The organism is Photobacterium satsumensis, assembly GCF_050336935.1.
GTDB lineage: Bacteria > Pseudomonadota > Gammaproteobacteria > Enterobacterales > Vibrionaceae > Photobacterium > Photobacterium satsumensis.
This window is the reverse complement of sequence record NZ_JAKJSK010000006.1, coordinates 1662534-1674773: the sequence shown is the minus strand read 5'-3', so window position 1 is coordinate 1674773 and position 12240 is coordinate 1662534. Positions and strand designations below refer to the sequence as shown.

General features: G+C 45.9%; 12 protein-coding genes and 2 tRNA genes. 5 read left to right on the top strand and 9 right to left on the bottom strand.

The annotated features are described in order from the left end of the window. Positions 1–315: 315 nt before the first annotated feature. Together L4D79_RS07725 and L4D79_RS07720 are read left to right on the top strand one after the other, a co-directional pair. On the top strand, positions 316–1392 hold the full coding sequence (locus tag L4D79_RS07725; protein WP_428649567.1) for a porin: 1077 nt from the start codon (positions 316–318) through the stop codon (positions 1390–1392). A gap of 211 nt (positions 1393–1603) precedes the next feature. After that, a complete protein-coding gene (locus L4D79_RS07720; RefSeq protein ID WP_428649564.1) occupies positions 1604–2398 on the top strand; it encodes a MurR/RpiR family transcriptional regulator in 795 nt (264 codons plus the stop codon). A gap of 24 nt (positions 2399–2422) precedes the next feature. On the opposite strand, the gene L4D79_RS07715 is transcribed toward L4D79_RS07720, so the two are convergent. Further along, positions 2423–3265, bottom strand: coding sequence for a helix-turn-helix transcriptional regulator (locus L4D79_RS07715; RefSeq protein ID WP_428649561.1), 843 nt, complete (start codon positions 3263–3265; stop codon positions 2423–2425). Positions 3266–3786: 521 nt separating this feature from the next. Between L4D79_RS07715 and L4D79_RS07710 the strand changes: the two genes are divergently transcribed. Next, a tRNA-Ser gene (locus L4D79_RS07710) sits at positions 3787–3877 on the top strand. Between the two features lie 128 nt (positions 3878–4005). After that, a tRNA-Asp gene (locus L4D79_RS07705) sits at positions 4006–4082 on the top strand. A 529-nt stretch (positions 4083–4611) separates the two neighbouring features. Here L4D79_RS07705 and L4D79_RS07700 read toward each other — a convergent pair. The 5 genes from L4D79_RS07700 to L4D79_RS07680 all read right to left on the bottom strand — a co-directional run bounded on the left by L4D79_RS07700 (position 4612) and on the right by L4D79_RS07680 (position 8541). Beyond that, on the bottom strand, positions 4612–5241 hold the full coding sequence (locus L4D79_RS07700) for a MarC family protein (protein WP_428649558.1): 630 nt from the start codon (positions 5239–5241) through the stop codon (positions 4612–4614). Between the two features lie 18 nt (positions 5242–5259). Then, positions 5260–6393: an S-(hydroxymethyl)glutathione dehydrogenase/class III alcohol dehydrogenase gene (locus L4D79_RS07695; RefSeq protein ID WP_428649555.1), complete on the bottom strand. Its 1134-nt coding sequence runs from the start codon at positions 6391–6393 to the stop codon at positions 5260–5262. A gap of 95 nt (positions 6394–6488) precedes the next feature. Continuing rightward, entirely contained in the window at positions 6489–6755 is a 267-nt protein-coding gene (locus L4D79_RS07690) for a hypothetical protein (protein ID WP_428649552.1), read from the bottom strand. Between the two features lie 269 nt (positions 6756–7024). Next, on the bottom strand, positions 7025–7468 hold the full coding sequence (locus L4D79_RS07685) for a YtoQ family protein (protein WP_428649550.1): 444 nt from the start codon (positions 7466–7468) through the stop codon (positions 7025–7027). Positions 7469–7632: 164 nt separating this feature from the next. Further along, entirely contained in the window at positions 7633–8541 is a 909-nt protein-coding gene (locus L4D79_RS07680; protein ID WP_428649547.1) for a LysR family transcriptional regulator, read from the bottom strand. 161 nt (positions 8542–8702) lie between these two features. Here L4D79_RS07680 and L4D79_RS07675 point away from each other — a divergent pair, with 161 nt between their 5' ends. Then, entirely contained in the window at positions 8703–9959 is a 1257-nt protein-coding gene (locus L4D79_RS07675) for an adenylosuccinate synthetase (RefSeq protein WP_428649545.1), read from the top strand. 85 nt (positions 9960–10044) lie between these two features. On the opposite strand, the gene L4D79_RS07670 is transcribed toward L4D79_RS07675, so the two are convergent. The 3 genes from L4D79_RS07670 to L4D79_RS07660 all read right to left on the bottom strand — a co-directional run bounded on the left by L4D79_RS07670 (position 10045) and on the right by L4D79_RS07660 (position 12101). Next, the gene (locus L4D79_RS07670; RefSeq protein ID WP_428649543.1) at positions 10045–10974 is read right to left on the bottom strand and encodes a universal stress protein; all 930 of its coding nucleotides are present in this window, start codon (positions 10972–10974) and stop codon (positions 10045–10047) included. 207 nt (positions 10975–11181) lie between these two features. After that, on the bottom strand, positions 11182–11424 hold the full coding sequence (locus tag L4D79_RS07665) for an HP1242/YdcH family protein (protein WP_428649540.1): 243 nt from the start codon (positions 11422–11424) through the stop codon (positions 11182–11184). Between the two features lie 185 nt (positions 11425–11609). Continuing rightward, positions 11610–12101: an Lrp/AsnC family transcriptional regulator gene (locus L4D79_RS07660; RefSeq protein WP_428649537.1), complete on the bottom strand. Its 492-nt coding sequence runs from the start codon at positions 12099–12101 to the stop codon at positions 11610–11612. Positions 12102–12240: the final 139 nt, after the last annotated feature.

The following is a 12240-nucleotide window of genomic DNA, read 5'->3' as shown; positions in this document are numbered from 1 at the left end:
TACCCTTATCATTACCTTCCTGTATATCCACTTAATTATAATTCCTAAAAGTATGGATTAGATCATGTTTTTAAATTGGCTGTTCATTTGTGCTGTATTTGATAGGAATGTCATGTATTAAGAATGATTCTAAATTTGTATATTTCTCCTGAAAAAATATCCAAATGGAATAAAAGCTCATACTAGGTATCGATTGGCCGCTATGTATAGTTCGATATTTAGTATTTAGCGATTAAATGCCGATAAACAATGACTACAACAGGCATGAATTGTATTTGATTTCTATTTAACGAAAAACAAAATAAAGGAATGAACATGTTTAGTAAACAGCATATTGCCATTTCTGCAATAGCGGTTATGGCTTCTTTTTCAACATATGCAAATGATGAAAATGCTGCTATTGAGCTATATGGCCAGGTGGCTATTTCAGCTTATAGTTTTGTCGAAGACGGTAAAGATACGGTGAACCGCATTGAAAATGAATCGCGTATTGGCTTTCGTGGTACGAAAGATATGGCGCGTGCCCCAACGTTAGTTTGGCAAATCGAAGGGAATAACGTTGGTTGGAGTGACAACGAAGGGGATGGTCAGCTAGGTTTGCGTGATACGTACGGTGGTTTTCAAGATGATAGCTGGGGACTGATCAAATTCGGCCGGTTTGATACTCCGCTCTACCGTATTATTGACTGGCCTTACTCTAACCCCGGGCTCGGAAATGTGTTTGACTGGGGATCGGATATTGATGGTGGGGCTAACTATAGCCGCCAATCGGATCAGATCAGCTGGGACAGCCCGAACTGGTCTGGATTTACCATGACCTTGGCTGCGGGCCGAGGCAATAACCCAGAAGATTCAGACAGCAATTTTTATGGCGCGGCAGCCCACTATCTTACCGGTCCACTTCTGCTGCATGCTGGGTATGAATATGGCACGGGCCGGGTGGTTGAGATTGAAGATACGGGCAGTGACTCGACACTGTCTGCTACTTCGGATTATATGACCTACTTGACAGGTTTTGAGCTGAACTTTGATAACGGTATTGGCCTTTTTGGTGCCTACAAAGTGATGTCGGCTGAATACTCAAACTATGATAACGCTGGCGCGGGATCAGGAACGATAGAAAACTTGATAGGCGGCAAACAAGATCAGACATCCTATTCAGTCGGGGCTTTGTACAACGTAGGTTACTGGCAGTTTAAGATAGGCTATGCCGCTAACAGCGATTTGGAAATTGATAGCAAGAAAGTGGATGGTACTGCGGACAATGTTATTTCCGGCCAGACGATCTACTTCATTGATAACAACGCGTTAATTTACCTTCGTTTGAAGGCGATGGAAATTGATGAGTCTGATATCACCGAAGCACGACTAGGGGTTGAATACTACTTCTAATCATCACCTCACCGTTTGGCTTTGAGGCTGAACAGAATCCCCCGGGAAGCACATTTTCTGTCCAACTAATGTGCTTCCCACCCCGCCTGTAAATCTTTTCACTTATTTTGCAATAACATGTGTTTGGTGCTGTTGTTATGAAATTCTTTTCGTTATAAATTGCTGGTAGTGCTTTGTTGAACCATCAAAGCTGTATTGCATGGAAGAGAAGATGAACAAAGATTTCCAACTGCTTTTTGAGTATGCCCGAATTAAATTCACCAGTACTGACAATAAAATTGCCGACTATTTTTTAGCTCGTAAGCCGGTGAAAAACATCGAAGAGTTGGCAGAAGAGATTGGGGTCTCAACAGCGTCGATTACGCGGTTTTGTAAAAAAGTCGGTCTGAATAACTTCAAGGAATTTTTGTTTCTCTACCAACAGCAGCTTGAGCAGGAGCAGCCACAGCATGTTGAGCCGAGCAGCTTGCATCATGATTATGTCGATGTGTTAAAAGCGTTTGATAAACGCCTGAATGCAGAGCAGGTTGCCCAGTTTAGTAAGGCAATTCATGACCATGATGTGATCCATGTGTTTGGCTCTGGGTACAGTGCACTCGCGGGCGCGGACTTAAAGTTTCGTTTTACCCGCTTAGGTAAATTTGTTGAAGTGGTGCAAGATAGCGACTCGATGCAAATGGTGAGCTCGATCCTCACTCCTGGCGCTTTGGTGATCCTGCTGACGCTCAAAGGGCAAAATGATCGGATGATCCGCTATTCACAAGAGATGAAAGCGCGAGGGATCAAAGTGCTCTGTGTGACTGCTAATGAGAAGTCAAAGCTGTTGCCGCTCGCGGATGCATCGATATTGACAGCGTCGCTGAATGGTGAAGAATCGACAGGAATGATTTCTGGTCAAATGCCCATTCTAATGGCAATAGATCATATCTACTTTCGCTACGTTTCTGACTACCGGGATTCTATCCAAAACTGGGTTGTGACAGAGCAGCCTTTCATGAATGAATAGGCCGTCTTTTAGGTACCGGGTAAGCTAGTAGCTGCGGTATTCCGTCGGGGTTTTACCTGTTTTGCGTTTGAAAACGCGGCAAAAGTAATTCGAGTCGAGGTAGCCGCAACGCGTAGCGACTTCTTCTAGTCGGAAATTGTAGCGTTTGAGCATGAACTTTGCGCGTTCCAACCTGACCCATGCAATGTAATCCGCAAAACGCATATGGCCCTCCTGCCGGAATAGCCGTGACAAGTGATTAGGCGAAATATTGAAACGTGCAGCGACGGTATTTCGGTTTATGTTGCGGTGAAAATTCTCTTGTACATAAATACAAATGCCCTTGAAGAGATCTTCTCTTCGGCTATTCGTATCTTCAGTTGGCTTATCAACCATGTCTTTGCAGTAGCTTAGCAGTGCAAGTAATAAATATTTATCGGCAGGTTGTTTCTTTTGTTCATGCGCGAGGGCCGAAAGTGCAGTCAATATATGATCAATAGCATGGCCGGTTCGCTGCGGGACGCTGTACTTCACTACATCATAAAAGCCGTCTTCATTATCATGCTTACTGACCAAGCTTAGTCCTAGCTGACTCTTGCCAAAAAGTAGACTTAGTACCGAACACTCATGATCCCAATTGGGTTTATTCCAGGCGTTGGCGGGAATAAACAGTGCGTCACCAACCCGCAAAGAGACATCGTCAATTTGCTGCTGGTGGCTTTCAAAGTGGTTTTGGTATTTGCCTTTGAAAACCAATTCAAGGCGGGGGAAGTTAACTTGGTAACTGGCTTCCGGTGGGGTGACGGAATCACCCGCAAACCAAATATGCTGAAAAGATGTATTGTCAGAGATGGCACAATCAAGTAGGTCAGAGAAGGTTTTCTTCATGTCACTTAATCTGTTATGTCGGTGGCCTCAGCGTAACCCTGAGGGCGAGTAATAATAGTGTGGCTGATATAAGCGCTGCAGGTTATGACTGAAGTTGCAACAGGCACATTATTATGAATTATTGTGCTACTAGCGATATGTTGTTCTGCTAACTGTTATCTTGGTACCAATTAATCGCAAAATTATCATTAAGATCGTATGTTATTAGGTTGATATTTTATTTGTTCACAATATCTGCTTGAGCTTATTCGTACGACAGTATGCTGTTTGTTGATTGTAATTATGAAGTTGGCCAGCTAGAGAATGTATTGGATAAAGGCTGCATTGACTGGACATTTGTATCTATCGTTACCAGTTGTGATATAGATCTTAGCCGTTAGATGGTCAAGATCACGGCAGCTGTACTAACCATAACAGTGAACGATAAGTGGTTATTTAATACAGGGTGTTGGATAAGTGACCGGTTGGGTGGTTTGGGGGTTTACAACTGATCTCAAGCGAATTAATATACGCCGCACAAAGGAGAGATGGCTGAGTGGTTGAAAGCACCGGTCTTGAAAACCGGCATACGTTTGTAGCGTATCTAGGGTTCAAATCCCTATCTCTCCGCCACATTTCAATAGTCAGTAGTAATACTGGTTATTTGACCTTCTGGGTAAGCAGGGTTCAAATCCTCCATACCCAGAGCGTCTCCACCACATTCTAGAAATTGGGTTTAATACCGGATTTCATACAGAATTGGAGCGGTAGTTCAGTTGGTTAGAATACCGGCCTGTCACGCCGGGGGTCGCGGGTTCGAGTCCCGTCCGCTCCGCCAACACAACGAAGCCTCAGCAGAAATGCTGGGGCTTTTTTGTGTGTGTTGAATTCGGCGTCAGTCCTGCGGACTGATTAGTCCCGCTTGGACGCAAGCCCGAACTAGGCGTCCCCGCCGCTCCGCCACTACATTGAAGCCCTTGTCGAAAGACGAGGGCTTTTTTGTATATTAATTCCCGTGACGAGAGTCCTTCGGCCTCTTGGTCGCGGCACTGGCCGTGCGCGTTGACTCCTGTCCGCTCCGCCAACACAACGAAGCCTCAGCAGAAATGCTGGGGCTTTTTTGTATGTGTTGAGTTTAGGCGTTCGTCCTTCGGCCGAATGAGTCCCGGACGGACGCGCCCCCGGTGGTGCGCCAGCCCGAACTAGGCGTCCCCGCCGTACCGCCACTACATTGAAGCCCTTAACTAGGCGTCCCCGACGAAAGACGAGGGCTTTTTTGTATGCGTTGAATTTGGCGTCAGTCCGAACTATAAAAAGCCCTGCTGTTTTCAGCAGGGCTTTTATTTTTACATTGTGCCTTACTTAGGTTAAGCCATTTGTAAGAAGGCCAGAAGCCCATTGAGGATTGTCTGGACCGCAATAGAGGCGAGGATCAACCCCATCACCCGGCTGACAATACTTGCCCCACTGGTTCCTATGACTTGTTGGATTTTGTTGGCCAATAAGAAAAATAGATAGGTACAAGAAAGCACCAGTACTAATGCTACAAACGTTGTAAATTGGTCATGCAGCGAGTAACGATATTTGTCCGTCGCTAATACCACGCCGGTCATGGCTCCTGGCCCTGCTACGGATGGGACGGCTAACGGAAAAATGGAAATATCGAGCGCATGCTCTTTGCCATCACACAGTTCCTTTTCTTTTTCGGGTTTACTGCTATCTGCAAAAATCAACGATAATGCGAAGAGAAGTAATACAAGCCCGCCAGCTATCTGAAACGCTTCAAGAGAAATATCAAGCGCTTCTAGAAGGAGCTGTCCTCCAATCATAAAGCTAAGCAGGACCGCAAATGCCATGAGTACGGCACGTTTCGCTACTTTACGTTTTAGCGCCGCACTCATCCCTGCGGTTGCGGCAATAAAAACAGGAATCGACCCAATAGGGTCGATCACTGCCCATAAAGAAACGACATTCTGAAATAAACCACCAATCGTCATTGTCTTCGGGTTCTGCCTTTATGACTTGTTGTAGTGGATAACACTGCGGATACTCTTACCTTCATGCATGAGATCAAAGGCATGGTTCACATCTTCAAGCCCCATGGTATGAGTAATGAAGTCGTCCAAGGCAAACTCTCCAGCCATATAGCGTTCGACAATTTCGGGTAACTCGGAGCGGCCTTTTACCCCACCGAAAGCCGAACCGCGCCATACTCGACCTGTGACCAATTGGAATGGACGGGTAGATATTTCTTGGCCGGCACCAGCAACCCCAATAATGACCGATTCGCCCCAGCCTTTATGGCAGCACTCAAGGGCCGAACGCATGACGTTGACATTACCGATGCACTCGAAGGAATAATCAACCCCACCATCGGTTAGATCTACGATGACATCTTGAATGGGTTTGTCGTACTTCTGCGGGTTAATACAGTCGGTGGCACCAAGCTTGGTGGCCAACTCATATTTACTCTCATTGAAATCAACGCCAATGATGCGGCTGGCACCAGCCATCTTGGCTCCGATGATGGCAGAGAGGCCGATCCCCCCAAGGCCAAACACAGCGACGGTATCACCGGGTTGAACTTTGGCGGTATTTAACACCGCTCCCATACCGGTAGTGATCCCGCACCCGAGTAGGCAGACCTCTTCTAGAGGGGCTTCCTTATTCACTTTAGCCAGTGAAATTTCAGGCAATACGGTGTATTCGGAAAAAGTTGAGCAGCCCATGTAGTGATAGATGGGCTTACCATCTTTATAAAAGCGGGTTGTCCCGTCGGGCATCAAACCTTTACCTTGTGTTTCACGGATTTTTTGGCACAGGTTGGTTTTGCCCGATAGGCAGAATTTACATTCTCCACATTCGGGGGTATAGAGAGGAATGACATGATCGCCAACTTCGACACTGGTTACACCTTCACCCACCATTTCTACAATACCACCGCCTTCATGACCGAGAATGGCTGGGAAGATCCCCTCTGGATCATCGCCTGAGAGGGTAAAGGCATCAGTGTGGCATACGCCTGTTGCGATGATACGCACCAGCACCTCACCGGCACGTGGAAGCATGACATCAACTTCTTCCATTGAGAGTGGCTGACCGGCTGCCCAAGCAACAGCGGCTTTTGATTTGATAAATTTATCGGTCATGGTCTTTCCTCTGAAGGTATGGGGGAAATATATTGCTAAAGTATAGAGGGGATAAATCAAACTGCAGGGCAGTATCCGTAAGCTAAAAATGTGCTTTAAATCTCATAAGAAGCTAAATAGATATTACTCTGTCGTTTACGGACGTCTTTAAGTGTTTGTGGGACAGTCAATTGCTTCACGCTGCTGGCCTCTTCAGTATTATCGAATGTTGGTTTGCGACCATGCGGCAATGAGTTTACGGCATTGCTTGATTGTTCGGAGGTCACGACCCAAGAGCCAAATTCACTTCGAGTGCTATTCAAGTCGGCAAGGGTTACTGTTGAAAATGCGAGAAGCACTGTCGCTAAAATAAAACGGTTCATCTTCTACCTTTTGAAATTTATACGCAGCGAAAATTGCTTTGTTTCGATAGAAGAGATTATGGATTGTTTTCTATATGATGATAATACGCTGGAGTATCAAATTACTTTTACCCAGCAGTAATAATTGAGTGAAAAAGTTGTGTGAGGTGTTGCGGCTGAGTTTGATATGTGGAATGCAAACTTGGGCGCTATTGGTCTCAGTGCTGCATTTAGAAACCAATAACACTCATATTTACCGGTATGCCTATTACAGGGCTATTTGGGTAGGGTTATTTGGTGCTGATTACATAGGTGAGGATCTCGACGACTTGCTCTGGCGTTTTAGCCCAAGCCATTGCAGCCGCATCGACTTCTTTTAATGGGTGGATAATTTCCTCGCTATGTAAGGTGATATAAGACTTACCTAGCGCGGCGCAGTAACCGGCATCAAAAGCCGCGTTCCATTGCTTATATTTGTCACCAAATCGAATGACAGCAATATCGCATTGCTCAATCATCAGCTTTGTTCGTATCGCATTGACTTTAGAGGACTTGTGATCGCGCCAAAAGTTGTCTGTTTCTTTGCCTAGGACATCGCCAGCGGCGTCACTCGCATCGTGATCTGTTACGGCGGAGGTAAATGCCACAGGGAGGTTTTCAGCTTGGGCTCCGGCGATAATTTTCTCTCGCCAGTCGGTATGTATTTCACCCGATAAATATACAGTGTATTTCATATTGTTGCCCCTATGTCGGTTGTGTTCAGAGGTTTTTAGATAGCTGTTAATAACACCACCTGTGGGCCTTAGACAAGCCATTAATAGTGTATTCACATTTCTTTATGAATCACTCCCTGATCTTTAAATACCATTGCACTATCTCGGCTTTCGAGGATAGGAGGCTAGTTGGCGGGATTACCGTGGGGTGAATTGGCGATTTCTTCACTCACCCATTGCAACAGCTGTTTGATTGCCCGTGATAGCACTTGGTTCTGGCGCACAATATAGCCCAAGCTGGTGGTTGGGAAATCAGGGAGCGGGGTGATAGTACTTTTCAGATTGAGCTTTGGATGGAGTGAAAACGCGGGCACGATGGCAATGCCAAACCCTGCTTCGGCCCAGTCAATTTGGGCATCGACGCTGCCGACTTCCATCACCCGGTATTTAGGTAAATGGAGACTAGGCAAGGCCAGATCAATCAGATCCCGGGTGCGGGTATCGTGACCCAGTAAGATCAGCGTTGGCTCTTCTCCCGATGTCGTGATATTTCCATCCCGTGACTGTTGTTGCCAATCGCTCAGGCCATTTCCCAATGCGCACCAGTGAATTTGGCGCAGTTCGGTAAAGTGTAAAGGTTGGCTTTCCTTCTGGGCGATGACGAAGCCTAAATCCGCCTTGGCACTTTTGACCAGCTCTGCAGCTTGGGTCGAGGTGGTATTGAACAGCGAAAGATCGATTCCCGGAAATTCATGTTTGAATGACTGGAAAGGTTTGATCAGTAGTAGGCGAGAGATAATATCGCTGGCGGCAATCGACAGTGTACCCTGTGACAAATCATTGATTGCATTGAGATCTGATTGACATACTTGCAGCTCTTGCAGTGTCGACTGGGCACTTTGCAATAGGCGCTCACCGGCTTGGGTCAGGCGGAAGGGGTTTCGCTCGACTAGCTTTACTCTCGTGGTCTGTTCCAGCTGCTTGATATGTAAGCTGACATTGGGTTGGGTCATATGGAGCTCTGATGCCGTTTTACCAAAATGCTCTAACCGAGACAAAGTAACAAAGGTATTAAGCCAATTGAGATCTAACATGAAGACTCGCTCTTTGAACCGCTAACGCTGAATGTGTTTATTCTACGCGCTTTGTCGCAAAATCCCATATGAGATCCTTATCAGTGTTATAACGATTATTAATTTTTCTTATTGGCTGGTGCGGCTTAGCATAATCGCATCTTTGTTTGGGAGAGTTAATTATGTCGTCTATCGTTGTTGTTGGTGCTAACTGGGGTGATGAAGGTAAGGGCCGAATCGTCGATTTCCTTGCTGAACAAGCCTCTGCAAGTATTCGTTTCCAAGGTGGTAATAATGCTGGCCACACTGTGGTCAATGATCTGGGAACATTCAAACTGCACCAGCTGCCAAGCGGCGTATTTAACCCTGACTGTCTTGCGGTGCTAGGCCCTGGTATGGTTATCAGCCCTGAGCCTCTTACTACCGAGTTGGCAGAAGTTGCAGCTGCAGGGGTTAACGTTAACCTGTGTATCTCTGACCGAGCTACCTTGTGTCTTCCACTCCACGCACTTGAAGATACGCTAGAAGAAGTGCGCTTGGGTGATGCAGCCTACGGTTCAACCCGTCAGGGCATAGCACCTGCTTACGGCGACCGCGTAATGAAGAAAGGTATTCTGGTCGGTTGGCTGAAGCAGCCTGAAGTACTGTGCGAACGTATTCAGTTCTGGATGGACTGGAAATTGCCACAACTTAAAGCCCTATACCCGAGTTTTGAGTTTAGCCAGACTGCACAAGAGATGACTGAATGGTTGTTGGACGTTTCTGCGCCATGGCGTGATGCTATCTGCAACGTAACCTTGCCGCTTAAAGCGCTTCAGGCTGACGATCAGAACTTGCTGTTTGAAGCGCAGCTTGGTGCCGGCCGTGATTTAACCTACGGTGAGTACCCATGGACAACATCATCCAATGTAGTGTCTATGTACGCGGGTATTGGTAGTGGTTTGCCAGCCCTTCGCCCTGAGCGCGTGATTGCCGTCGCTAAAGCATTCAGTTCATCAGTCGGTACAGGGACCTTGATCACTGCGATGGAAGAGCAAGATGCTTTCCGTGAAGCCGCGGGTGAGTTTGGTGCAACAACGGGCCGTCCACGTGATATGGGTTACTTTGATGCCGTTGCGACCAAGAATGGTGTAGAGCTACAAGCAGCGACTGAGATCGCGTTGACTAAAGTGGACTGCCTAAGTGGCCTTAGCGATCTGAAAATTTGTGTCGCTTACGATGGTGACCACAGCGAAAATCCAATCTGGCCGCAAACCGCTTCTCTAGCGCCTGTCTATGAGCAAATGGAAGGTTGGAGCGAAGACATCACCGGTTGTCGTCAGTTTGAAGAGTTGCCAGTAGCGGCACAAAATTATGTTCTGCGCATCGAAGAGCTAATGGGCGTACCAGTAAAAATGGTTTCTGTTGGCCCAGGCCGTGAACAGATGATCATGCGCTAATCTAGCGCTGACGCTCCTTTCATACTGAAAAGCCAGTACCGTCCGGTACTGGCTTTTTGTTATTTGTTGAAGCGTTCTATCAATATTACACTGGTGACTCAAAGGAGTCAGGCTTGAGCGTCAAGACAGAGCAGCTAAGTTGGTTGATCATCGACTCTGCAGTGTTGCCCATCAGGAAGCCTGCGATACCGGTTCGGGAAAGTGATCCCAATATCACCACATCAACCCCTTTTGCTGACGCGTACAGTGGGAGGACTTCTCTAGCCTCCCCTTCGACAATCTCAATTTTGGTATTAACCGTGCTGCTTTGGTGCGGCTCTAGCAGAGATTTCAAGCGCTCGATGCGTTCGTCTCTCATCTTCTGTGATAATTGCTCGATATCATCATCTTCGTAGCCACTCCATTTTCTCAGGTAGCCTTCGGAATCAAGCCGCCATGCATGGCATAGCGTTAGATCTGCCCCTGTGATTTCACAATACTCCAGTGCAAGCGCAACCAGTTTAGAATTAAAGCCTTGGTATTCAATATTACTGAGGTCGATGGCAGCAACCACTTGCTCGATTGGCTTGGAGTAAGAACTGATCGACCAAATCGGTACTTCAGATTTACGGATGATGTTTAAGGTGTTGCGACCACGTTGGCAGGCCGATTTCTTGTCATCTCTTGTTGAGTCAATTATCACCATACTCGCTTGTGAAGCCTTGGCTTCTTTAACGATTTCGAGATGTGGGATACCGACCCGGACAAGCGTATTGAAAGAAATATTGGGGTATTCAGCATTTAAAACTTCAACATAGTGGTTGAGCTGCCGATGGTAGTACTTTTCAGCTTCTTCAATGATGTTGACTGCCGTATTGGAGTGCTTAGCGACCTCCTTTAACTCGCATAATTCTTCAATAACGGTTAACAGGGTGACTTGCGCAGCGCATTGATTAGCAAACCCAAATGCCTGGTGAAAGGAATCGTTGAGAGGTTGCTCAGGAGCAATGGTAACCAACAGTCGATTGAGTTTCATAAGGCCTCCTTAAACACACAGAAAAGATGTGGTGATTGGCTTTAGTGTATATCGGTTGGTTTTCTATTGCCTGTGTGGTTCATGTTTGGTAACAGAAATATGCATTTATGAGACGGATTATGAGGTATGGATCGGACTTAGTCTCATAGAGATTTAAATTAGCTGTCAGAGGCCACCAAGTGGTGGCCTAAAAAAGGATATAGAGAGTCAACTACCGTTAAGTAAGCGGTGGTGAAGCGAGTCTTTCAACTCTGCTCTTTGGTGCTTGAGTTGAAGCATTGCATCATCGTCAATCGGTGAGCCGTTGAGTTCAAGCACACGGATTTCTTTATCTAACTGATTGTATTGTTTGGCGTCTTGAGCAAATGTCTCATTGTTTGCGGATAAAGCGGTGATTTTGTCTTTGTACTGTGGAAATTCATGAAGCAGAGAGTGATTTTCTCCTAACATACGACCTCCTAAACCAACCTGAAAATGGGGCCCTCGGGCTAATTGCACCTAAAAGGATAGCAGCTTTAGCCTAATAGTCCGGCCTTTCAAAGCGATAATTTCAAATCCATATGGCTAACAAAAAAATCTCAGTTTTTCGTAAAACGCATGGCCTCAGACCGCTGTTTATTGTGCTTTAAATGAGCTTAAACCGTTTCTATTGGCAGCTTGTGGGTGTTTTTGATCTCTTTAATCGCAATACTCGAATTTATGGATGTTACATGTGGGATGCATCTGAGCATTGAAACTCTCTTATAGTATTGCTCAAGATCACGAGCAATAACCTGCACGACATAATCAGATTCGCCGGCGATGCAAAAACACATTAATACCCAATCTAGTTGCTCTATTTCCTTTTCGAATTGTTCGGTGTCTTCAAGGTGGTGGCTTTCTAGTTGGATTTGGCTGAAGCCAATAACGGAAAGATCGAAAGCTTTCTTGTTTAAGAGGGCGCCATATCCTGAGATGTAACCTTCTTTTTCCAGCTTTTTCCATCTTCGCCAGCATGGCGTTTCGCTCAGGTTTACTTTTTCAGATAATTCGCTAACGGTAATACGGCAATCTGATTGTAAGGTGTTGAGAATCTCAATATCAGTTCTAGAGAGTGGTGTGGAGGAATTTTTCACATTCTTACCCATAATGGAAATAATATTTCTGATCTATAGGAAAGCAAAGGGGAAATGGCAATATTTTTGCTGCGATAGCGTGAAACAATACCCAAAAATAATGAATGATTAGTCTCAGAGTTTTGACTGTGACTTCATTCTTACGCTAGGC